Origin of the sequence: uncultured Lacinutrix sp. (genome assembly GCF_947500325.1) — a bacterium.
In the GTDB taxonomy this organism is placed as follows: domain Bacteria; phylum Bacteroidota; class Bacteroidia; order Flavobacteriales; family Flavobacteriaceae; genus Lacinutrix.
On record NZ_CANMRQ010000021.1, the window covers coordinates 1 to 25,388 of the forward strand.

At 31.0% G+C, this 25,388-nt stretch carries 15 protein-coding genes; 12 read left to right on the top strand and 3 right to left on the bottom strand.

Annotated features, from left to right (window positions below; genetic code table 11):
* From Q0997_RS17155 to Q0997_RS17185, 7 genes are all read left to right on the top strand, one after another.
* Positions 1-6,342: gliding motility-associated C-terminal domain-containing protein (locus Q0997_RS17155; protein WP_299891014.1), on the top strand; the 6,342-nt coding region annotated here is incomplete at its 5' end.
* Positions 6,343-6,398: 56 nt separating this feature from the next.
* Positions 6,399-7,343, top strand: coding sequence for a type IX secretion system membrane protein PorP/SprF (locus Q0997_RS17160; protein WP_299891016.1), 945 nt, complete (start codon positions 6,399-6,401; stop codon positions 7,341-7,343).
* A gap of 23 nt (positions 7,344-7,366) precedes the next feature.
* Positions 7,367-9,328 (top strand): OmpA family protein, encoded by a 1,962-nt coding sequence (locus Q0997_RS17165; RefSeq protein ID WP_299891018.1) that lies wholly within the window; start codon positions 7,367-7,369, stop codon positions 9,326-9,328.
* Between the two features lie 952 nt (positions 9,329-10,280).
* Positions 10,281-11,006, top strand: coding sequence for a LytTR family transcriptional regulator DNA-binding domain-containing protein (locus Q0997_RS17170; RefSeq protein WP_299891021.1), 726 nt, complete (start codon positions 10,281-10,283; stop codon positions 11,004-11,006).
* 212 nt (positions 11,007-11,218) lie between these two features.
* Complete coding sequence (locus tag Q0997_RS17175) at positions 11,219-11,374, top strand: hypothetical protein (RefSeq protein WP_299891024.1); 156 nt, start codon at positions 11,219-11,221, stop codon at positions 11,372-11,374.
* A gap of 84 nt (positions 11,375-11,458) precedes the next feature.
* Positions 11,459-13,525, top strand: a complete 2,067-nt coding sequence (locus Q0997_RS17180) for a sensor histidine kinase (RefSeq protein WP_299891027.1) — start codon at positions 11,459-11,461, stop codon at positions 13,523-13,525.
* A 2-nt stretch (positions 13,526-13,527) separates the two neighbouring features.
* Positions 13,528-14,202: a response regulator gene (locus Q0997_RS17185; protein WP_299891029.1), complete on the top strand. Its 675-nt coding sequence runs from the start codon at positions 13,528-13,530 to the stop codon at positions 14,200-14,202.
* Between the two features lie 15 nt (positions 14,203-14,217).
* Here the strand turns inward: Q0997_RS17185 and Q0997_RS17190 are convergent, their stop codons facing one another.
* From Q0997_RS17190 to Q0997_RS17200, 3 genes are all read right to left on the bottom strand, one after another.
* On the bottom strand, positions 14,218-16,353 hold the full coding sequence (locus Q0997_RS17190; RefSeq protein WP_299891031.1) for a thioredoxin domain-containing protein: 2,136 nt from the start codon (positions 16,351-16,353) through the stop codon (positions 14,218-14,220).
* A 267-nt stretch (positions 16,354-16,620) separates the two neighbouring features.
* Positions 16,621-17,448, bottom strand: a complete 828-nt coding sequence (locus Q0997_RS17195) for a tetratricopeptide repeat protein (RefSeq protein ID WP_299891034.1) — start codon at positions 17,446-17,448, stop codon at positions 16,621-16,623.
* Positions 17,445-18,008 carry a sigma-70 family RNA polymerase sigma factor gene (locus tag Q0997_RS17200; RefSeq protein WP_299891037.1) on the bottom strand — a complete coding sequence of 188 codons (564 nt, stop codon included), beginning with the start codon at positions 18,006-18,008 and terminating at the stop codon, positions 17,445-17,447. The genes Q0997_RS17195 and Q0997_RS17200 overlap by 4 nt, the downstream gene beginning before the upstream one ends.
* Positions 18,009-18,323: 315 nt before the next feature.
* On the opposite strand from Q0997_RS17200, the gene Q0997_RS17205 reads away from it, so the two are divergent.
* The 5 genes from Q0997_RS17205 to Q0997_RS17225 all read left to right on the top strand — a co-directional run bounded on the left by Q0997_RS17205 (position 18,324) and on the right by Q0997_RS17225 (position 25,299).
* Positions 18,324-18,749, top strand: a complete 426-nt coding sequence (locus Q0997_RS17205; protein ID WP_299891039.1) for a hypothetical protein — start codon at positions 18,324-18,326, stop codon at positions 18,747-18,749.
* 5 nt (positions 18,750-18,754) lie between these two features.
* Positions 18,755-21,517 (top strand): CHAT domain-containing protein, encoded by a 2,763-nt coding sequence (locus Q0997_RS17210; protein WP_299891042.1) that lies wholly within the window; start codon positions 18,755-18,757, stop codon positions 21,515-21,517.
* 427 nt (positions 21,518-21,944) lie between these two features.
* A complete protein-coding gene (locus Q0997_RS17215) occupies positions 21,945-22,355 on the top strand; it encodes a hypothetical protein (RefSeq protein ID WP_299891045.1) in 411 nt (136 codons plus the stop codon).
* 303 nt (positions 22,356-22,658) lie between these two features.
* Positions 22,659-23,639, top strand: a complete 981-nt coding sequence (locus Q0997_RS17220; RefSeq protein WP_299891047.1) for a T9SS type A sorting domain-containing protein — start codon at positions 22,659-22,661, stop codon at positions 23,637-23,639.
* A 121-nt stretch (positions 23,640-23,760) separates the two neighbouring features.
* Positions 23,761-25,299 (top strand): M57 family metalloprotease, encoded by a 1,539-nt coding sequence (locus tag Q0997_RS17225; RefSeq protein WP_299891050.1) that lies wholly within the window; start codon positions 23,761-23,763, stop codon positions 25,297-25,299.
* Positions 25,300-25,388 lie beyond the last annotated feature (89 nt).

A 25,388-nucleotide genomic window follows, 5' to 3' on the forward strand; every position in this document is an offset into this window, starting at 1 on the left:
ACAACCGATCCAAACCCACAAGACCCAATAGCAGTAGACGATACCGCAACGGCAATGGTTGGTATGGCAGAGACGATCGATATTTTAGGCAACGACGATTACTTACCAGACAACACCGGCACAGCAGGCAGTGATGTTTACATAACCGATGCCGGTTCAGGATCAGGAGTAGGCATTATTAGTTTTGATGAGAACACAGGCGAATTAATATACACAGCAGCAGCTAGCGAACAAGGTATGCTGGTTACAGTAGATTACACGGTATGTAATGATCCAAGTGGCGATAACACCTATAATCCAGATGGCAGTTTAGCAAGTGATCCAAGTGGAGACGATGTTTGTGATACGGCTACAGTAGAAATTACAGTGGCTATGGGACCAGATGCAGACATGGATGGTATTCCAGATGCCGTAGATCAAGATGATGATAACGATGGTATCTTAGATGTTGCAGAAGGTCCAGGTGATCCAAGTGGGGATGATGATAACGATGGTGTACCAAATTACTTAGATGACGATCCAGCCGACCCAATGGTAGGAGATGTAAATGGCATGGTAGAACCAGCATATGATACAGATGGCGATGGTGTTAGTAACCATTTAGACCTAGATGCTGATAATGACGGTATTTACGATACAGTAGAGACAGGAGGAACAGATGCCGATAACAATGGTATAGCCGATGGCACACCAGATCCAGTAACAGGAATCCCAAGTAGTGCAGGCACAGGTGTAGGAATGCCAACAGATACTGATGGTAACGTCGGAGAGAACTTGCCAGATTTCTTAGATGCAGATAGTGATGACGATGGTTGTAGTGATGCTAATGAATATTATGGAGATAATACAGCCGATGGCGGCGATGGCGGACAATACGGAACAGACCCAGCAGCAGTAAATGCAAATGGTACTGTAGTAGCAGCAAGTTACCCAGCAACAGGCGGCGATAGTGATGCTAACGGCACAGCCGATTATCTAGAAGTAGGACCAGATCCAGACGCAGATGGTATAGCAAATACCTGTGATCCAGATGATGATAACGATGGTAACCCAGATACAACCGATCCAAACCCACAAGACCCAATAGCAGTAGACGATACCGCAACGGCAATGGTTGGTATGGCAGAGACGATCGATATTTTAGGCAACGACGATTACTTACCAGACAATACTGGCACAGCAGGCAGTGATGTTTACATAACCGATGCCGGTTCAGGATCAGGAGTAGGCGTTATTAGTTTCGATGAGAACACTGGCGAATTAATATACACAGCAGCAGCTAGTGAACAAGGTATGCTGGTTACAGTAGATTACACGGTATGTAATGATCCAAGTGGCGATAACACCTATAATCCAGATGGCAGTTTAGCAAGTGATCCAAGTGGAGACGATGTTTGTGATACGGCTACAGTAGAAATTACAGTGGCTATGGGACCAGATGCAGACATGGATGGTATTCCAGATGCCGTAGATCAAGATGATGATAACGATGGTATTTTAGATGTAGCCGAAGGTCCAGGTGATCCAAGTGGGGATGATGATAACGATGGTGTACCAAATTACTTAGATGACGATCCAGCAGACCCAATGGTAGGCGATGTAAATGGTATGGTAGAGCCAGCATATGATACAGATGGCGATGGTGTTAGTAACCATTTAGATTTAGATGCCGACAATGATGGTATTTACGATACGATAGAGACAGGAGGAACAGATTTAGATGGTGATGGTATAGCAGATGGAGCAATAAATCCAGTAACTGGTATTCCTACATCAGCAGGCACAGGTGTCTCTAGTCCAACAGATACAGATGGTAACGTAGGAGAGAACCTTCCAGATTTCTTAGATACAGATAGTGATGATGATGGTTGTAGTGATGCCAATGAAGCCTTTGGAGATAACACAGCCGATGGCGGCGATGGCGGACAATATGGTGTTGATCCAGCAGTAGTAGATACAGATGGAACAGTATCAGCAGCAACTTATACTAATGCGGCAGGATTAGCCGATAGTGATGCCAATGGCACAGCCGATTACCTAGAAGTTGGACCAGATCCAGACACAGATGGTATAGCAAATACTTGCGATCCAGATGATGACAATGATGGTAATCCAGATACAACCGATCCAAACCCACAAGACCCAATAGCAGTAGACGATACCGCAACGGCAATGGTTGGTATGGCAGAGACGATTGATATTTTAGGCAACGACGATTACTTACCAGACAATACTGGCACAGCAGGCAGTGATGTTTACATTACTGATGCAGGTTCAGGATCAGGAGTAGGCGTTATTAGTTTCGATGAGAACACTGGCGAATTAATATACACAGCAGCAGCTAGTGAACAAGGTATGATGGTTACAGTGGATTACACGGTATGTAACGATTTAACGGGAGATGGACCAAGTCCAGATGATATCTGTGATACGGCTACTGTAACGATAACTGTAGCTATGGGACCAGACCAAGATATGGATGGCATTCCAGATGCCGTAGATCAAGATGATGATAACGATGGTATCTTAGATGTTGCAGAAGGACCAGGTGACCCAAGTGGGGATGATGATAACGATGGTGTACCAAATTACTTAGATGATGATCCAGCCGACCCAATGGTAGGCGATGTAAATGGTATGGTAGAGCCAGCATATGATACAGATGGCGATGGTGTTAGTAACCATTTAGACTTAGATGCAGATAATGATGGTATCTATGATACAGTAGAGACAGGAGGGACCGATGCCAATAATGATGGTATAGCCGATGGACCAGTAAATAATACAACAGGAATACCAGTAACAGCAGGTGCAGGAGTTGGAATGCCAGTTGATACTGATGGTAACATAGGAGAGAACCTTCCAGATTTCTTAGATACAGATAGTGATGATGATGGCTGTTCAGATGCTAATGAGGCATATGAAGATTCAAATGCTGATGGAGGTGATGGTGGATCTTATGGCACAGGAGAACCTCAATTAGCAGTAAATCCTAATGGAACAGTTATAGGAGCTAGTTATGATACAGGCGCAAATCCTAATGTTGTAACAACTGGATTAGATACTGATGGGGATGGTTTAACTAATGGATGTGATGATGATGATGATGGAGATGGTGATCCAGATACAACTGATCCAGATCCTTTAGACCCATGTGTTTTTGATTCTAATAATCAAGATATAACAATGACAGCTACATCTTTTGATGATGCAGATTGTGATGGAGACGGCGTTACAAATGGTGACGAGTTATCTCCACCGGATGGAGAGACTCCTACAAATCCTTTGGATCCATGTGATTATGTAATTGCAGATCAAGATTTAAGTATAGTAACTGTAATTTATAATACACTAGATTGTGATAATGATGGTCTTACAAATGGAGAAGAAAATACAGGAGTAGATGATCCTAGTACAACAGCAAATCCAAACGGAAGTACAACAAATCCATTAGATCCAGATACAGATGGTGATGGTGTAACTGATGGAGATGAAGCTAATGATGGTACAGATCCAAATGATCCTTGTTCGTTGGAAATATTAAGCCAGTCATTACCTGCAGATATGATATGGAATGATTTAGATTGTGATAACGATGGTCTTACAAATGGAGAAGAAGTAATAGGAATAGATGATCCAAATACGCCAGCAGATCCAAATGGGAATACAACAGATCCGTTAGACTCTGATACAGATGGAGATGGCGTAACAGATGGTCAAGAAGCTATTGATGGTACAGATCCAAATGATAATTGTAGTTTAATAGTTGCTAATCAAACAGAAACACCAGATGCATCTTATGAAAGTGCAGATTGTGATAATGATGGTTTAACAAATAATGAAGAGACAACAGGAATTGATGATCCTAGTACTCCAAACGATCCAAATGGAAATATAACAGATCCACAAGATCCAGATACAGATGGTGATGGTGTTAGTGATGGAGATGAAGCTAATGACGGTACAGATCCAAATGATCCTTGCTCTTTTGATATTGGAAGTCAAACATTAACTACAGATAATACTTGGAATGATTTAGACTGTGATAATGATGGATTAAATAATGAAGAAGAAGTAACTGGAATAGATGATCCAGATACACCATTAGATCCAAATGGAAACATAACAGATCCACAAGATCCGGATACAGATGGAGATGGTGTTAATGATGGAGATGAAGCTAATGATGGTACAGATCCGAATGATCCATGTGATTTTGTAGTAGCAAGTCAAACACTTCCAGTAGATACTAATTGGAATGATTTAGACTGTGATAACGATGGTCTTACAAATGGCGAAGAACTTACAGGAGTAGATGATCCAAATACGTCTGCAGATCCAAATGGAAATACAACAGATCCTTTTGATCCGGATACAGATGGTGATGGTGTTACAGATGGAAATGAAGCTAATGATGGTACAGATCCAAATGATCCATGTGATTTTGTAGTAGCAAGTCAAACTGCTCCAGCTGATGTATTATGGAATGATTTAGATTGTGATAATGATGGTCTTACCAATGGGGAAGAAAATACAGGAGTAGATGATCCAAATACGCCAGCAGATCCAAATGGAAATATGACAGATCCACAAAACCCAGATACTGATGGTGATGGTGTTATCGATGGAGATGAAGCGATAGATGGGACAGATCCAAATGATCCATGTAGTTTAATATTAGCAAGTCAAACATTACCAGTAGGAGGTGATTGGAATGATGCAGATTGTGATAATGATGGACTAACAAATGGAGAAGAAGTTACAGGTGTTGATGATCCAAGTACACCAAACGATCCAAATGGAAATACAACAGATCCGTTAGATCCAGATACAGATGGAGACGGGATTAGTGATGGAGATGAAGCTAATGATGGCACAGATCCAAATGACCCTTGTTCTTTTGATATAGGAAGTCAAACATTAACACCTGATAATTCTTGGAATGATTTAGATTGTGATAATGATGGATTAAATAATGAAGAAGAAGTAACAGGAATAGATGATCCAGACACGCCTATTGATCCAAATGGAAATACAACAGATCCATTAGATCCAGATACAGATGGAGATGGAGTGATAGATGGAGATGAAGCTAATGATGGCACAGATCCAAATGACCCTTGTGATTTTGTCGAGATGAGTATGACATTACCAGTTGATACAGGTTGGAATACCGCAGATTGTGATGGTGATGGTGTTACTAATGGACAAGAAGTTATAGATATGACTGATCCACAAGATACATGTGATTATAATGTAGCTAATCAAGATATTACAACTGTTAATTCAGAATGGGAAGCTGAAGATTGTGATGGCGATGGTGTTTCAAATGAACAAGAAACAGATGATAATACAGATCCACAAGATTCTTGTAGTTTCAATCCAAATAGCCAAGATGGTTCTATGACAACTAGCGCATATGATATGCTAGATTGTGATGGTGATGGTGTAACTAATGGAGATGAAACAGCAGATGGAACAGATCCTTTAGATCCATGTAGTTATGAGATGTTAAGTCAGGATGTAACGATTGTAACACCAGAATGGGAAGCTTTAGATTGTGATGGCGATGGTGTAATTAATGGAACAGAATTAGATGATGGAACAGATCCTCAAGATTCTTGTGATTTTACTGCAACTAGTCAAACAGAACCAGTTTCTGGAGCCTTTGGAGCCTTAGATTGTGATGGCGATGGTGTTACAAATGATCAAGAAACGAATGATGGTACAGATCCAACAGACTCATGTAGTTTTGAGGTTGCAAGTCAGACATTACCTCCTTCAGATGAATGGAATGATGCCGATTGTGATGGTGATAGTGTTTCTAATGAACAGGAAGTTGATGATGAAACGGACCCAACAGATGGATGTGATTTTGATTTTAATAGTCAAGATATAGTAGACGTTTCAGATGAATGGTTATTATTAAACTGTGATGGTGATGCATTTAACAATGGAGAAGAACCAGGAGACGAAAATAATAATGGGATTCCTGATTATATTGAAATAAATAATGGAGATCCTAATGCTCCAGATGGTCTTGAAATATTTGATATCATGACTCCAAATGGAGATGGCTCTAATGATGTATTTGTTATACGAGGTATAGAACAGTATCCAAATAATACATTGAGAATTTATAACCGATGGGGTATAGTTGTTTATGATGTTGAAGGTTATGGTCAGGATGCTAACTATTTCAAAGGCGTTTCAGAGGGTCGTGTAACAATTAAGAAAGAAGAGAAATTACCAGTAGGGACATATTACTATGTATTAGACTATGTCAACAGTTCGGGCGAAAATGTTTCTAAAGCAGGACCATTATATATTAACAGAAGATAAATCATAATTAAATACCTAACGGAATAAACCTTCCGTTAGGTTTAATATTCAAACTTATGGAAAACAAATTCTTAACAATTCTAACCATAACGATATTGGCTTTTTGTACAACATTTAGTTATGGTCAACAGGACGCACAATACACTCAGTATATGTATAATACCCTTAGTATAAATCCAGCATATGCAGGTTCAAGGGATGTTTTAAGTTTTGTAGGGTTATATCGTACACAATGGGTTGGCTTAGATGGTGCTCCAGATACATTTACTGCATCTTTACACTCGCCCGTTGGAGAAAAAGTAGGATTAGGATTAAATGTAACTCATGATAAGATTTTTATTACTCAAGAAACATATATAGACCTAGATTTTAGTTATACACTAAACCTTTCAGAAGAAAGAAAGTTAGCTCTTGGGTTAAAAGGAGGCGGACATTTTCTAAATATTGATACTAATAGGTTAAATACAGGGGCTTTTAATCCAGGTGACGCAGAAGCTGAGATTAATGTAGATAATAAGTTTTCACCTCAATTTGGGGTTGGTATATATTATTATACAAAACAATGGTACTTAGGTTTAAGTGTACCTAATATGTTAGAAACAAAACATTTTGATTTAAACGCAGCAAATAATAATTCATTTGCTACGGCCAAAGAACGAGTTAATATTTATTTAATGGCTGGTAAGACATTTGATTTAAATAGTGATCTTAAACTTAAACCTGCTGGATTATTAAAAGCTGTTGATGGTTCTCCTCTTCAAGTGGATTTATCTGCTAGTTTATTGATAAAGAAAAAACTAACCTTAGGATTAGCTTATAGGTGGAGTGCTGCATTAAGTGGATTGGTTGGCTTTCAACTTTCAGATTCATTAATGCTTGGTTTTGCATACGATAGAGAAACAACAGAGTTAAAGCAATATAACGATGGTTCTTATGAGTTTTTTCTACGCTATGAATTATTCAAAAGAAATAATCGTATGATTTCACCAAGATTTTTCTAACCAAACAAAAAATTACTTAAGATATGAGACAATATATACATATTATAATAGCTTTAGTTCTCGTAAGTAGTTCACAATTGTGGGCACAAGAGAATACTGTCGAAAAAGGAAATAAAGAGTTTGAAGAATTTGCATATATCGATGCTAGAGAAGCTTATTTAAAAGTCGCTGAAGATGGTTACCAGTCTGAAGATTTGTTAAAACGATTAGCAGATTCGTATTACTATACAGCGGATTATACTCAAGCAGCTAAATGGTATGGTGTTTTATATGATAGAGGAAACAAAGAAGCAGATTATTTGTATAAATATGCTTTGTCTTTGAAAAGTGATAAATCATATGTAGCATCAGATCAAATAATGGAAGAGTTTATAGATATAAAAGGGCAAGATTATAGAGCAAAGTTGTTTTTTAATGAGCGTAATTATTTAGAAGAAATTGAAGAACAGTCAGGTAGGTTTGAGTTGTCTAACATAGGATTTAATTCTACACTTTCAGATTTTGCACCAGCGTTTTATCAAGGCCGATTAGTTTTTGCATCAAATAGAAGTAAACGATCAGCAAGAAAAATGATTCATAATTGGAATGAACAACCATTTTTAGATATTTATGGCGTGCCAGTAGGCGATGATACCAGAGGTAAAGGTGTAGAAGTGTTTGATAAAACAATCAATTCAAAATACCATGAGTCAACAGCTGTTTTTACAAAAGATGGCTTAACCATGTATTTTACAAGAAATAATTATACCAAAGAAGATTATAAAGAAGATTCTGAAGGTACTAATAGACTCAAATTATATAGAGCAAAACGAACAGAAGATTTTGGAGATTGGGAGGTAGAAGAATTACCATTTAATAATGATGAATATTCTGTAGCTCATCCTACGCTTAGTAAAGATGAAAAAACTTTGTATTTCGCAAGTGATATGCCTGGAGGAAAAGGGCTTTCAGATTTATATAAAATTCCTGTTCAAGGTGATGGTTTTGGAACTGTAGAAAGTTTAGGAGATGGTATTAATACCGAAGGAAGAGAAACATTTCCTTTTGTAAGTGAAGATGATAAAATATATTTTGCTTCAGATGGCCATATAGGATTAGGCGGATTAGATGTTTTTGTTGCAGAAATTACTGGCTCGAATAAATTTGGGGAAGTCTTTAATCTTGGAAGACCAATTAATAGTCCACAAGATGATTTTACATTTATAATTAAAAAAAATGGTTTAGGGTATTTTGCTTCAAATAGATCTGGTGGCGTTGGAGATGATGATATATATAGCTTTAAAAGTATAAGACCATTAATTACAAGTAGAGTCTGTGTACAAAAAATGGAAGGTGTTGTTAGAGATGAAAGAAGTGATGACCCAATAGCAGATGCTAAAGTGTTTTTATTAAATTCTGATGGTAAAGTTATAGATGAAAAAGTATCTAATTATGATGGCTCATTTATATTTAAAGGTTTAACCTGCAGTACACAGTATGCTGTACGTTCACAAAAAAGAAGTTATTCAACAGCAGAGAAGCCATTTGCAACTGGTAATACACGAGGTACAGTAGAACGCACTTTATTTATGAAAACAGGTAATGATTTAGGCAAAACTCTAGCAGAACCTGGTTCAGATTTGGTTACAATATTAGGATTAAATATTATTTATTTTGATTTAGATAAAGATTATATAAGAGCAGATGCAGCTAACGAATTAAGAAAAGTAATAGCTGTAATGAAATTATATCCAGAAATGAAAATAGATGTACGCTCGCATACAGATAGTAGATCGCCGGACGACTATAATATGGATTTATCTAATCGTAGAGCAAAATCAACAATAGATTTTATTGTTAGAAACGGAGGTATAGATAGTTCTAGATTACAAGGAAGAGGTTATGGAGAAACGAAGCTTGTAAATCGCTGTAGTAATGGTGTTAAATGCAGTGAAGTAGAACATGAATTAAATAGAAGAAGTGAATTTATAATAGTTGCTAATTAATTATAAGTGGATTTAAATTAAGAAGTTGTTGTTTGTGACTTCTAGCAACTAAAAAGTGTTCTTTTTTTTAAGGAACACTTTTATAAAATAAAGCTGTAGATAAGTAAGGTGTTTTTAAAGTTAAATATTATTGAATAACCTTACTTATTGTACGGAAGTTTACACTGTAATTAACATGTATTATTAGTAATTTTGACTCAAGTTACAATAAGTAGTTATTTAAAGTATTCAAAATATTGTTACTTCCTAATATGAGTTTCGGGTAGAGTTATAATTATTAGACTGTGTAACATTTAAAAAGCGTCCTAAATTTTAGGACGCTTTTTTTTATTACTCACCTTACTTTTTGTAAGGTAAAACTGTCTTAGTTATAAACTATTTTTTTTAACTTTAATACAAATTATAAAATACAATTTGTGTTTAAGAGATTAAGTACTGTATTTTAAATATAAATAGATTTAATAGCATTTAAAGGCGTTCTAAAATTTAGGACGCTTTTTTATTATTAAACCTTACTTTTTGTATGACTAATTTGTATTAAGTCTATATATATTTTTACTAAATTTAATAACTCTTAAAAGATATTGTTACTTCCTAATATGAGTTTCGGGTAGAGTTATAATTATTAGACTGTGTAACATTTAAAAAGCGTCCTAAAATTTAGGGCGCTTTTTTTATTATTAAACCTTACTTTTTGTATGACTAATTCGTATTAAGTCTACATATATTATTACTAATTTTGATACAAGGTTAAATTAAATAACTATTAAAAATAATGTTACTTCCTAATATGAGTTTCGGGTAGAGTTATAATTATTAGACTGTGTAACATATAAAAAAGCGCTCTATGTATTAGAGCGCTTTTGTTATTTAACCTTACTTTTTGTAAGGAGAATTTACATATTGGTTTAGTTCCTAATTACTAATTTTAGTAATAATTAAATTAAATCCTTTGAATAATTATTTCATAATAGAAAAAGAATGCTCTTCAGTTAAGCAGATTATGGATGTTTTTAAAAGCTATCCAGACTTTCTTTTTAAAGGAGTATCTAGTGATTATAACACAGCAATGAATACAATTCTAAAAGAAACATTAGATATTATTTTCGTGTGCGTGGATAATACATTAAGTAATCCTTTTCAATTTATTAATGAAGTATTTCAGTTTAGTGAAAAGACTCCAAGAATAGTAGCTATTTCATATTCTAAAAGTAAAGCATACGATGCCATAAAAGGCGGTCTTTATGATTTTATATTGAAACCTTTAACCGAATTAGAAATTAGAAAAACTATTCTAAAGGCTAAAAAAGAAAGACAAACTCAAATAAAGAATACTATTTGTTTAAAATCCTATAGAGATTATCAATATTTAAATGCTGATGAGATTTTATTTCTTAAAGCAGATAATAATGCTACCGATTTTTATATGAAAGGAGAAAAAACAATTAGTGCCTATAAAACTTTAAAAACATTTGAAGATGTATTGCCTAATAATTTCTTAAGAATTCATAAAAGTTATATTATAAATGCAAACCATGTTTCTAGAATTAATTATGGAAAATACATTTGTAATATAAATGAACATAGTTTAAATATTCCTTTCACTAAAACATATATTGAAAACATTGAAGAAATTAATAAAAAACTATCCAGTTCAATTTCCTTTCCGCTTAATTAATTTTCCTCTTACATTTCCTTATTTCGCTAATAGAATACTTGCCTTTACTAAACATGGGTAAGAATAATTGTGAAAACCTTAAAGACATTATACTTTAGTAACAGAAAAGCTTTTCAGGGTACAGATTAAAAAAAAATCTTAACCTACTTCATTGTGCATAATTAAAAAAAGCCGATAGTCGGCGCCTATTTAAACCCATAAAAAGACACAAAATGAAAGCCTTGAAAATTATTTTAGCAATAGCCCTATTTACTAGTACATTTTACGCTTGTACGCCTACAGAAATTACAGAAAACGACTCTCCTGAATTAATAGAACAAGCCACAGGTGGAGATGACGAAACAGGAATAGATGAAGATAAAGATTAATTAACTAAAATATTATAATTAATAAGAGCCTTAACAGGATTTGTTAAGGCTTTTTTTGTTTATTTTTACTTAAACTTTTTTTAATTGAAAAGAATCTCAAGTATATATAATAATGCTCTTTTTTTTATAATAATTGGAGTTTTTTCAATTTCAATTTCCTGTACCTCTAAAAATGAATCGTTAAGCAAAAATTTATCTATAAGAAAAGATAGTATCTCAATATGGATAAATGAGTCAAAAAAGAATTCATTAAATCTAGAACAAAGAAAAAATAGGCTAATGAAAGCTTATAATTCTAATGAGAATTTAAAAAACGACTCCTTAAAGGGTAGGAATTTGTTGAAAATTGCTTTTGAAGCATACAGACAAAAAAATTACACTTTCTTCAAAAAAGTAAACAAAGAAGCTTTATCGTTATCATTAAAAACAAAAGATACATTTGGAATAGCAGATACTCACTGGAATTGTGGTAACTTTTTTTCTAGAAAAGAAGTTAATGATAGCGCTTACTACCATTATTCTGAAGCGAATAAACTTTATGAAGTTATAGGCGATAAGTATTACTCGGCCAAAATGTTATACAACATGTCTATAATTCAGGCTAATACCAAAGATTATACTGGAAGCGAAAAATTAATGGTTAAAGCTATTTCTAAATTTAAACCCTTAGAAAGAAATCTTAATTTGTATAGAAGTTATAATCATTTAGGAGTTATATATAAAGAGCTAGAAGAATATGAACGCTCTGTTTTTTACCATAATCAAGCATTGAGTTTCTTGAAGAAGATTAAAGACAAAAAGATTAAAAACAACAGGTTTTATAAAGAAGGAAGTTATAATAACTTAAGTTTAGTATATCAAAAATGGGGAAACCATGATGAAGCAATATTTTATTTAAAAGAAGCATTAGAAAATACTAAAGTAAGAATAGAAAACCCCAAATTATATGCAAGATTAATAGATAATTTGGCATATAATAAGCTTCAAAAAGGAGATGTAGCTAATCTTTCTAAAGCTTTTTTTAATGCGCTAAGTATTAGAGATAGTCTTGATGATACTTCAGGAATTATTATTAATAAATTGCATTTGGCAGAGTATTATTTAAAGCTAGAAGATACCTCTCAAGCTATTAGTTTTGCAAGTGATGCAAATAAACTAGCAAAAAATGCAAATAGAAATAGAGACCATTTAGTAGCATTAAAACTGTTATCAAAAATAGATACTCTAAACTCTAAAAAGTATTTAAATAATTATATAACACTTGGAGATAGTCTTCAAAGAAACGAGCGAAAAATACGAGAGAAATTTACAAGAATACTTTTTGAGACTGATGAGTTTCAGGAAGAAACCAAACGTTCTGAGCAACAAAAGAAAATAGCTTTTGCTCTTAGTATAGTATCTGTTTTTGCTATTTCGTTACTTTATTTTGTTAAACGTCAACACTCAAAAAACAAACAACTAATTTTTGAAAGCGAGCAACAAAAATCTAACGAAGAGATATATAGGTTAATGTTAAAACAGCAATCAAATCTAGAAGAAGGACGATTATTAGAAAGAAATAGAATATCTGAAGAGTTACATGATGGTGTTTTGGGTAGATTATTTGGAACCCGATTAGGAATTGGCTTTTTAGACCTTGAAGGTGATGCAGAAGCATTAGAAAAACATGAAAAATATATTGACGAATTACAAAGCATAGAAAAGGAAATAAGAACAATTTCTCACGAACTTAAAAATGAAATCCTTTCCTCTAAACTTAGTTATGTAGACTTAATAGAGAATTTATTAGAGAAACAAAATGTTAAAGGAGAGTACAAACATACACTTACATTTAATGATGATATTTATTGGGATGAAGTCGATGAAAAAATAAAAATTAATATTTATAGAATAATACAGGAAGCACTTCAAAATATTAATAAATATTCTAAAGCCAAAAACGTTAGTATTGATTTTGATATAAGAGATAATATTCTTAATTTAACAATGGCGGACGATGGCATAGGATTTAATGTGAAAAAGGCGGCTAAAGGTATAGGTCTACTCAATATATCTTCTAGAGCAAAAAAACTTGGAGCTGAGTTAATTATCTCATCTACTAAAAACCAAGGAACAGAAATTATTGTAAAAACCCCTATCAATAGTAATTAAGTATGAAAAAGTACAACGTATTAATAATTGATGACCATCCATTAATTGTTGATGCCTATAAGAACGCACTAAACTATATTAGTTCTAAAGACAAAGATTTAGTATTTGAAATTGATGTAGCAAATGATTGTGATTCTGCTGTAGAGAAAATTACCGCAGCCACGAAAAGTGAAACAGAATATATTATATTTTTAGATATTAGATTACCACCTTCTTGTGATAAAAAATACCTTTCTGGAGAAGATATAGGTCATAAAATCAATGAACTATTACCAGAATCTAAGATTATATTATCTACAACACTAAATGACAATTATCGAGTTCATAGTATTCTAAAAAACATTAATCCTGATGGGTTTTTAATAAAAAATGATATTACGCCAAAAGATCTAGTTATGGCCGTAAAAACAGTTATTACCGAACCTCCGTTTTATACTAAAACTGTTATTCAATTAATGCGAAAACAAATATCTAATGATTTTGTTTTAGATAGGATAGATAGGCAATTATTGTATGAACTATCTATAGGTACGAAAATGAAAGAATTGCCTAATATTTTACCATTATCTATGGCAGGAATTGAAAAGCGAAAAAGACAACTAAAAGAGGTGTTTGATGTAAAAAACTATGGCGATAAAGAACTTGTAAATCTGGCCAAAGAAAAAGGGTTTATTTAAAACTCAATATAAATACTAATATAATTTTAATTTAGAGATAACTTCACTGGTAGATGTTATTGGTAGTTTACATGTACCATTAACGCATATGTATATATAAGTGTTATCGGGATTATATCTATTTTGCATTAAAGGAATGTTACTTTCTTTAGTTGCTCCTGCAATTAATATATTTGGTAAGTAATGAGTATTTAGTTTTCGTATTTTTTCTTGAGCATCTGTTCCAGAAATGGCAACTTCATAAAAAGGATCTGTAAAATTATACATAAGCATTAACCAATTAGAATAGGCAGATGGAGAAGCGCTAATGTTTTTATTCATATTGTTTAACATCTCTTGAGAAGTAACAATGTAATCTTTAATGGAGTAATAATGCCCTAGTTTAAAAAGGTTATTAGCCATAATAGAATTAGAACTAGGAATAACGCCATCATGAATTTCTACTTTTCTTGCAATTATATTTTTGGCTTTATTATTTGTGTAATAAAACAGTTTGTTTTTTTGTTCTATAAAATTTGAAATAGTATAATCTGCTAAATTTTTAGCCGTATTTAACCACTTTTCGTTTAAAGTAACTTGGTATAGAGTTATAAATGCGTCTATAACAGTTGCGTAATCTTCGGTATAACCATCAATAGTACTTTTTCCATTTCTATAACTATGGTTTAAACCACCATCATTTCGTAATTGATTATTTATTAAAAAATCTGCGTTTTTAAGAGCAGTATCTAAATATTTTTTATTTCCAAATACTTGGTAGGCATTTACATAGGCTTTAAGCATTAAGGCATTCCAAGACGTTAACATTTTATCGTCAAGTCTGGGCGATTGTCTTTTTTTTCTGTGATTAAAAAGTGTCTTTTTCCAAGCGAGGACTTTAGTTTGTAGTTGAGTAATAGATAGGTTATTTAATTTAGCGAAGTCTATGTCCGATTTTGTTTTTGTTAAAACATAATTATTCTTTTCCCACTTACCGTAATTATTTATGTTATAATAAGAAGCGAACAAATTAAAATCGGACTCTAATAATAATTTTAATTCATCTTTAGTCCAACTATAAAAGATACCTTCTTCTAATTCATTTTTTTCATTTTTACTATCTGCATCAATGGAGGAGTAAAAACCACCATTAGTGTCTGTTAATTCACGCTCTATAAAGTCTAATGTTTCTATAGTAATTACTTTATATAAATCTTTATTTTCTGCTAAATATGCCTTGGAATATAGGCTTACTAATTGTGCGTTATCATAAAGCATTTTCTCAAAATGAGGAATACGCCAATTTTTATCTACACTGTACCTAGAGAAACCACCACCAATTTGATCATAAATACCACCATAAGCCATTTTTTCTAAAGTAGTTTTTATATAGTTTTTTAGAGAATCTTTTTTATTGGTATATGCATAACGCATTAAAAATTGCAAATTGCTTGGCATTGGAAATTTCGTATCTCCAATTAGACCACCATTTTTATAATCTAAATACTGTGTCCATTTATTAAGAGCAGTTTCTATAGTTGAGGTTTTAAAATCTGCTTTTTCAGTGTTTACTTTTATCAATTCAGAGTTTTGTATGCCTTCAGTAAGTTTATTAGCGTATTCAATAATTTTTTGTGGGTTTTTTTCATAAAGTTGAGAGATGTCTTTTAGAGCTTTAGACCATTGGTCTTTTGTAAAATAAGTGCCGCCAAAAATAGGGCGTCCATCTGGAAGCGTAATACAATTTAAAGGCCATCCACCACTGCCAGTCATTAATTCTACAGCATTTAAATAAATTTTATCTATATCTGGTCTTTCTTCTCTATCTACTTTAATATTAATAAAATTGGTATTCATTATTTTGGCAATAGAGTCGTTTTCAAAACTTTCTTCTTCCATAACATGGCACCAATGACATGCAGAATAGCCAATAGAAATAATCATTAATTTATTTTCTTTTTTTGCAAGACTTAATGTTTTGTCATTCCAAGCTTTCCAATTTACTGGATTATTAGCATGTTGAAGCAAGTATGGGCTAGTCTCATGAATTAAATCATTACTAGTTTTAACTTCTAATTTAGAATTATTACAATTTAAAAATAGAAGTAAGAATGAAAAAAAATAAAGGTGTTTATACATAATTACTGCCTGATGGTGAAATTTAAATGTCATATTAAATTGTAGTAAAAATATTGTAAATCCTTTACAATTAGAAAAGTATCTTCTGGAAATTATTTTTTTTAAAATAAAGTGATTTATTATGGTAACAAATCTAAAGAATTTGCACTAATAGGTATATAATTAGAAATTATTTATTAAGATTAGAATAGTACTTTTTTTATACTGTGAGAGGTTTTATTAATAATGCTATGTGCTAATCGACAAAAGCCTTTCCGGTATAGGAAAGGCTTTTAATATTTTATCTAAATTAAGTTTTAGTTATTCTCTTATCTTGTTTAAGATGTCTTTAGCTTTTTTGTAGTTGTAATTTGAGGTGTCTTTTATAATAATTTCAAGCTGTTGTTGTGCTTTGTCTCTATCGTCCATTTTTAAATAAGCCAAAGCTTTATACCAGTAACCTTTAGATTTATCTATAGATTTAGATTCTATTACTTTTTGGAAATTATCTAAAGCAGAAGTAAAGTTTTCAAGTTCTAACTGAGAGATTCCAGCATATAATAATACACTAGGATTAACTTCGTCTTCATTATTAATATATGTATTAAATTTTTCACTAGCTACTTTATAGTTTTTAGAAATAAAAGCATCTTCTCCACTAGATAACAAGACTGCATTTGTTTCGTTTCTAGAAACTAATGAAGGTAATTCCTCCCAATTATTATAGTTACTATAAATTTCCAGATTAGTTAATGACTTGCCTTTAAGAAAGATTCCAAAAAATATTACTAAAACTGCAGCTATAGCAAGTGCATAGTATAATTTAGATTTATTGCTATTAGAATTTTTAGCTTCTTCTTCTTTAAAGTACGAATCTCTGGCGTTTGAAATAGCATTTCTTTTCTCTATAAATTCATTAGATTTTAATAAAGACTCTAGCGCATTTAATTTTTCATTGCTTTTGTCATCTTTAATAAAGTCCCAATCATTCACACCGTATTGCAATCGCATTTTTTTGTTGATTGTTACTGCATCGGAAAGTTCCGGGTTCTCATTTATTTGGTATTCAAATGCTTTTATTTCTTCGGCATTCATATTACCATTTAAATAGTTTTCAATTTGTTGGAGTATGTCTTCAGAAAAAGTCATATTACTTGTAGTTCTTTAAATCTTAAATCCTTTTGTATTATTTCGGTTAGCTTGGCTTTGCATTTAAAAACACGCTGTCTTACTACTCTTTCATCATTATAATCTAGTTCTATTGCAATATCCTTATACGCTATTCTTTTAAAGAAACGTTTTAAGATTTCTTTACAATTCTCTGAGACTAATTCTAATTTTTCTTGAAAAAAATCCCATCGTTCTTGTTCTAATGATGATAGAGCAATATCTCGCTCTTCAGTTCTTAGTTCAACTAAACCATCAATTGTTACCTCTTTTTTTGACTTATTTAATTCTCTTCTCCATAAATTTTTACAAACTGTAAATAAATAAGCTTCAAAACTAGTTTTAATTTCAAATTTCTCTTTGTGATAACGCACGGTTAATTGCATTAATGCTTTTTGGAAAATATCTTGCGCATCAGATTTTTGCCCTTTGTTTTGTATTACAAACCGTTCTACGTTTATAAAGTTTTTCTGGTAAATTTCTTTAATTATATTAGAATCACTAGTTAGTAGAGCGTTTAAATAAATGTTGTTTTCTTTCATTTATTAATTAATTAAGAATACATTATAAATTGTATTAAAAACAAATATATATATTAGAGAAATAGATAAGGATAGATGTAACAAAATATTAATATTTTGTAGAAGATTTATTTAAAGAAATATATTTTTATTTAGTACTTAACTTAAGTCTTTAATCTCTAAGTAATACATATTCAATTGAATAATGTATATTGAGGAGTGTTTTTACAATAATTAAAATGAACTAAATCTAAAAAAACAATTATAAAATAAATACTGGGTAACATAATTATATATTTAGTAACAGATGGCTATAAACGTATAAATAAATTAAACATGAAAAATTTAAAATTATCTTTTACACCATTATTAGTTGTTGCATTATTAATATTAGGATGCGCTAAAGAAAGTATAAACGAATCTATTGAATTAGAAGAAAACAAAAATCAATTGACTAATAGACTCATTCATTGTGACGAAAATGGAGAAACTATATTACATATAACATACGATACAACCACAGATGAATGGATTGAAGATAGTCTAGCCGTAAGAGTTAATTTTAGAAATAAAATGTCTAGCCGCTTTACTATATATTCTGTTACAGGTAATATAATGCCAGGTTGTCAACATACAGAAATGTGGAGTGTAGATTGTGATGAGTATATAGACTATTTAAATGATAAAGGAAATGGAACAGGAGGAAACCATAAAGAAGGAACTATTAAACAAGGAGGAGGAACTATTTCCAGTTGTTTTTAATTAAAATGCCAGTATTTTATAAAAATAATTTAAAAAAGAAAACACATAATAGTTTTAAGCTATTATGTGTTTTCTTTTTTATTATATCATGTTCTTTTGCTCAAAACACCTCACAAGCTTATAAAAATATTTTTGATAATGATAAATTTACGGCAGTCGAAAAAGACAGCTTAATTAATACACTTTTTAAGTCTTATAAAGAGAACAATAATTTAAAAGAACTGGTATATGATTTAAAAGAATATGCTGTGGAACATTATCGTAATAAAAGAATTGATGAAGCTATTTCTGTTAGCATACAAGCTGATTCTGTCTGTAATAAAATAAATAATACTGAAATAGAATTACATAGTAATTTATTAAATAATCTGGCCTATTTTTATAAAACAAAAGGGGAGTATTTAAATGCCTCAAAGGTCTACAGGAAAATAATAAAATTTAAATCGGATAGTGATGTTGTTAAGGCTAACATCGCAGATGCTTATACATTATATGCACAATGTTTTAACAGTTTAGGTGATTTTTATAAAGCAGCTCAATTCTATGAAAATGCCATAAACTATTTTGTAACTACTAAAAATAGAAAGGAACTATTAGTAGCCATAAATGATGCTAGTATAAACTATAAAAAAATAGGCACACAAAAAAGCTTAAATAGAGGAATAGAACTGTTAAATAAAGGTATTAGTTTAATTCCTGAAAATAAAAAAGATAAAGATTTAATAGATTATTATAATTTATATGAGCAATTAGCAAATTTATACAATGAACGAAAAGATTATAATTTTGAAAAAAGTAAATTAAATTATGATAAAGCTTTAAAACTAGCTTTTCAAATAAATGATCAAGAATTAATAGGTCTAACATATATAGATATTGGATATCTTTATATGCACTCTAATAATAAATTAGCAATTGAATATTTTGATAAAGCAATTGCATTAGAAATTTCTTCAGAAAAAAGATCATTAGCCTATGGTAATAAGGCTTTGTATTATTATAATACTAAATCATATGACTTAGCTTTAATTAATACTCAAAATTCAATTAATACTTTACTCAATAACAAACTTAAAAATAAAGAAGAGTTACCTTCAAAAGAAGATTTATTAGTTTCTCAAAATAAATATGATATTCTATCCAGTTTAATAGAAAAAGCCAAAATTTGGCTGTCATTTGGTGGAAATGAACGTAAAGAGTATGCTAATAAGGCTTTAAAAACATTACAATTGGCAGATTATCTTGTTGATGAAATTAGATTAGAAAGTAATGAACAACAATCAAAGCTGTTTTGGAGAAAAAAAGCATCAGATATTTATACTAATGCAGTTAAAGCGTGTTATATTTTAAATGATACTGATGAAGCTTTTTATTTTATGGAGAAAAATAAAGCCATTTTATTACTTGAAGATTTAACAGAAGAACAATTAAAATTAAGTGCCAATGTACCTCAAAATATAATAGATAAACAGTTTTTGTTTAAACAAGAAATTAACGAGTTAGAAATAACTATTAATAATAATATTAAGTTTAAAGATTCTCTTTTTCCTGTACTTATTAAAACTAAAGAAAGTTATTCTAGCTTTTTAGAATCTTTACAAAAAGATTTTCCTTCTTACTCGAAATTTAAAAAAAAGACAACAGTTTTAAGTTTAGAAAAAGTCACAGATTCATTAGACGAGAATACTGCTTATATAGAATATATTTTAAATGATAAGAGTGGTTTTGGTATGGTAATAACTAATGCAGAGACTAAGTTTTTTAAGATTAATAATTGCGATGTATTATTAGAAAAAATTCATTTATATATAGAATTATTAAATAGTCCTTTTCAAAAAGAAGAAGACCAAGAAACTTTTAATACTATAAGTTATTTAATTTATAATAACCTATTGCCAGAACATGTATTAGATATTGTTAAAAATAAAAAGCTAATTATTATACCAGATTATTACTTGCAAAATATTCCTTTTGAAACTTTAAAAAGAGATGCACAAGACAATTATCTCATTGAATATAATGAAATAAGCTACGCCTATTCAATTTCATTTTTAGAACAAAATAAAAAGAGAATTAGAACAAATGAATTGGAATTCTTAGGAATAGCTCCAATAAAATTTAATAATGAACTTAGTAATTTGCCTAAAACGGAACAGGAAATTAAAATAGCTTCTAATCTGTTCTTGTCTAATATCTTTCAATATGAAGAAGCGTCATCAAAAAACTTTATTTCTAACATTAAAAATCATTCTATAATACATATAGCATCGCATGCCAATGCAAATGATGACGCTTCACCATGGATTGCTTTTTCAGATAAAAAATTGTCTTTAGAAGAATTGTATTTTGCTAAAAACACAGCCGATTTGGTGGTTTTAAGTGCTTGTAAGACTTCTTTAGGGGTTTTAAATGAAGGAGAAGGAGTTATGAGTTTAGCTAGAAATTTCTTTAATACAGGAGCTAATAGTGTGCTTTCTACACAATGGAATGTAAATGATAAATCGAGTGCTCAAATTATTAGTGATTTTTATAAAAACTTAAAAAAAGGAAAAACCAAATCTCAAGCTTTACGAATAGCAAAATTAAATTACTTGAAAACTCATCAATTAAGTGAGCGCTTACCTCATTATTGGGCTTCTTTTGTTTTAATAGGTGACACTGAAGCAATATTTATGCCCAATCAAAATTTGAACTTTATTATTGCAATTGGAACCTTTTTGTTGTTAGTAATTTTGCTGTTTCTTTTTAATAGGAAATTAAAAAAATAACTTTTAAAGGAATATATCTTTGCTTTTTCAATAGGAGATTATTAATATTCTTTTATTACTTTTTAAAGTGTTTATAAACATATGTCAAACTTATTTACTGAATTTATTTTCGATAATAAGTAGTGTTTCATATATGTTGGGCGGTTTATTAAATGTTACTCTTTCTAAAATTTAACTTCAACCTAAGTTATATAACATCCAAATTATTTAATTGGATTACTCTCTCTAAAATTTAAGATTAATACTCAAAAACATTGTTTTTAAAAAAAATGATTTTTAAGGGTAACAATTTAATTGTTGTTTGAACAGGATATTAAACAATGTAAAACAAGTATACTTTTAAAAATATTCCCTCGAGAAGAATAGACATAAACTTTAAGTGTCTTAAAACAATTTAAAGATTTAATAACAATTATAAATTTTAATTATGAAAACTTTATTTAGCATTTTATTTTTATTAACTGCATCATTTTCTTTTGCTCAACTATCAGCTGGTAACGGTGTTGGTAGTGGTGGTACTTCAACTGGTTATACAGATGCCCAATATGCGGCAATGGGCGCAAATAATGGCTGTAGAGATGGGCAAAGAACAGCTTATTCTCCAACTTGGAATTATACTTATAGTAGTATAGTTTATAATACAGCGATAAATATACATTATAGAGAAGCATATATGGAAACATTTATGGCATGTAGAGGTTCTGTTCAAAATGGAGAAACTGTACAAGGCGCAACATGTGTTAGACGTAGTGGATCTGGATACACAACCTATGCGTGTGGAACAGGTTCTGGTGGCGGTTCTACAGGAGGCGGAACTACTGGTGGTGGCAGTCAATAGTAGCTATAATATATATTATTTAAAAAATGGATTGAGTTATCTCTCAATCCATTTTTAATGACTTGAAAATAGAACGTCTAATTTTGACGTTGTGCACAACTTTTCAAAATCACAATCTTAACCAATAGACTAGCTTATTTCTTTTAATACTAGCTGTAAGCGATGTTAATTTAGATTATTAATACAAAACTAAAAGCCTTTCCAGAACTACTTGGAAAGGCTTTTTTTAAAATATTTAAAACCATTGGGTAACATCTTTATAATTGTTTGAACAGAGTGTTAAATAACTTTAAATTTTAAATTATGAAAACATTAAAAACTCTTTTATTTTTTTTGTTAGTGAGTACACTAACATATGGACAAATTAAAATAGACGGCGGAATAGGAGGCTCTAATTCTTGTGGTAGTTGTAACGATTCTAATAATGATATCACTGTTGTTGATAATGATACCTTTAGATCTAGATATGCTCAAGCCTATTGGTGGGAAATTTGCGCTGGTAATGCTACAATTGTAGGGTCTAATACTTCTAGAAATGTAAATATTTCATGTGTGTCTGGTCAAACTAGCACAATAAAACTTACACGATTCTATAATGGTAATTGTATTGAGTCTTGTGAAACTTTTACTTGCGCAGGCGGCGGTGGCGGCGAATGCCAAGCGTCTATTAAAGATATTTGGTGTAATGTAAATAACGGACCAAACTCTAGTTTATATCCAACTCTTATAGATTCGGAAGTGTATCTTAGTAATCCGTTTCCAAATTCAGCTTCTGGTTATGCAAGATGGAATCCTAATTATTTAAACGGACAACAAGCTGCAGGTGGCGTTTTTGGAAATTTAGCTGCAAATGCTAATAATGTAGTTTTTCCTTCACAGTTTTATGTAAATATTTCTGCACAAACAACTACTAATCCTTCAGGATTTTATGTGCCAATGGTTGTTCACTATGTAGATAATGTTACAGGTGCAGAGTGTACTGTTACTTTAAATCCATTAATTGATGAGCCTTGTGGTTCAATTGGACCAGCAAGAACAAGTCTAGTTAAAGAAGAAATTAAACTATATCCTAACCCAATAAAAAAAGGGAGCCAAGTAAGCTTTGAAGGTTTAAATATAAACGATATTGAATTAATAGAAGTAGTAGATTTTAAGGCTAATATATTACAAAGCCTAAAACCTAAGTCAAACTCATTTAATGTTGCTAAATTAGAAACAGGATTGTATTTCGTTAGATTTAAGACCAAAAATGGAATTATCCAAAAGCGATTAGTGATTGAATAGTAGTATGTTTTATAAATAAGAGAAAGCCTTTCTAATTTAGAAAGGCTTTTTTATGATTTTTTGTATATTCAAAACAATATATAGACAAATCGTTTGTGTCTTTTAATTAATCCAATAAATTATGAAAACAAAACATGTGTTTAAAAAAGGTTTTTTATTGTTAATAACTACATTATTAATGTTTCATAGTTGTACGGACGATGAGTTAAAAAACATAGATACAATAACTGAAGAGCAAAATATACTCCTTAATCAAAAAAAGAAGCCTTTAAGAGTTACTCCTGTAGTTGAGAAACTTGTTGAAATGGGATTTAGTTTAAAAAATATTGTTGAGAAAGATAAATTTTATTTAGTCGAAGGAGATTTAATGTTTTCAAAAAACATTAAAAATTATAATCAATCTCCTAATATCGCAGAAAGGCATTACCATTCCTATAACTTGGTTTCTCAAGCGAATGTGTCTAATATAAATGTGTTTTTAGGCTTTTCTATGCCATCTAATGATCCAAATAGTTGGGACACTGAAGTTGAACAAGCTATAAATGATTGGAATAATATAAGTAATAATAGTTGTGTGAATTTTAATTTAGTAACGGATCCGAGTATAGCGAACATTAGAATTTTAAGTGATCAACATATTGATGCAGAAACATTAGATGATAATCAGCAATTAGCTTTAGCTGGAGTTCCTTTTCCTAATGGTAGTCCATACAATATAATATCGGTGAACCTGAATTTTAATGGTCAAAATAATAATTATGTAATAACAGATATACGAAAAAGAAATGTAATAGCTCACGAGTTAGGTCATTGTATAGGTTTTAGACATACAGATGTTTTTGATCCAAATGATGGAGATGGATATATTTTAATTCCGGGTACAAATTTCTTTGAAGATCCTGCTTCTATAATGAGAAAAGAAATAATTTCTAATATTTCAACAGTCCCATTTTCTAACAATGATATTATTGCTACGGAGTATCTATATGGATGTAATAATGGTGTTTTTGATAGTCAAGATATATATAGTATAACTCTTAATCCTATTGCTCCTTTTTGTTATACATCTGATACTTTTAATATCAATGGAACTTATAACACCCAAGGTGCAGCGATAACGATGTGTCTAAAAAAAGTAGGCTCTTTTATGCAAGATTGTACAAATGTGCAAACTTTTTCTGGTGGAACATATGCTATTAATAATATAGATTTAAATTCTTTTTCTGTCTTTGATGGTACTGGTAATTATGAATTAAGTGTGAACTTTACTAATTCGCAAGGTAATATCATAAAAACATCGAATATTATTAATTTAAACTATAATGATTGTCAAGGTTGTTCAATTACAAATTTAGTTAATGGGGCATCAATTAATGGCCCATTGTTAACATGGCCAGATATTACCAATGGTAGTTATACAATTGAATTTACTGGTAGTGATAATTGTCCAAACGGAGATGTAGGACAATTGAATACAATAACTTACACTCAAACTCAAAACTCGATAAACTTGAATAATGTTCATGAAACTTTAGGGAGAAAATGTTTTGTATGGAAAATAAAAGCAGATTGCAGTGATTGGTCTAACGGTTGTTTGTTAGGAGTTTCTTCTTTTAGTTTTAACCCCAATTATGTATTTGTTGGTAATTGTACAAATTAGAAATTCTTAAAAGAATGCCATAAAAAAGCCTTTCTATTTAGAAAGGCTTTTTTATGATTTTTTGGTAACTTTTAAAATTATATATGAAT

Bases quoted from the DNA above. Each gene is read 5' to 3' on its own strand.
- Q0997_RS17160 (WP_299891016.1), top strand. From the start codon at position 6,399: ATGGAAAACAAATTCTTAACAATTCTAACCATAACGATATTGGCTTTT.
- Q0997_RS17165 (WP_299891018.1), top strand. From the start codon at position 7,367: ATGAGACAATATATACATATTATAATAGCTTTAGTTCTCGTAAGTAGT.
- Q0997_RS17175 (WP_299891024.1), top strand. From the start codon at position 11,219: ATGAAAGCCTTGAAAATTATTTTAGCAATAGCCCTATTTACTAGTACA.
- Q0997_RS17185 (WP_299891029.1), top strand. From the start codon at position 13,528: ATGAAAAAGTACAACGTATTAATAATTGATGACCATCCATTAATTGTT.
- Q0997_RS17190 (WP_299891031.1), bottom strand. From the start codon at position 16,353: ATGACATTTAAATTTCACCATCAGGCAGTAATTATGTATAAACACCTT.
- Q0997_RS17195 (WP_299891034.1), bottom strand. From the start codon at position 17,448: ATGACTTTTTCTGAAGACATACTCCAACAAATTGAAAACTATTTAAAT.
- Q0997_RS17200 (WP_299891037.1), bottom strand. From the start codon at position 18,008: ATGAAAGAAAACAACATTTATTTAAACGCTCTACTAACTAGTGATTCT.
- Q0997_RS17205 (WP_299891039.1), top strand. From the start codon at position 18,324: ATGAAAAATTTAAAATTATCTTTTACACCATTATTAGTTGTTGCATTA.
- Q0997_RS17210 (WP_299891042.1), top strand. From the start codon at position 18,755: ATGCCAGTATTTTATAAAAATAATTTAAAAAAGAAAACACATAATAGT.
- Q0997_RS17215 (WP_299891045.1), top strand. From the start codon at position 21,945: ATGAAAACTTTATTTAGCATTTTATTTTTATTAACTGCATCATTTTCT.
- Q0997_RS17220 (WP_299891047.1), top strand. From the start codon at position 22,659: ATGAAAACATTAAAAACTCTTTTATTTTTTTTGTTAGTGAGTACACTA.
- Q0997_RS17225 (WP_299891050.1), top strand. From the start codon at position 23,761: ATGAAAACAAAACATGTGTTTAAAAAAGGTTTTTTATTGTTAATAACT.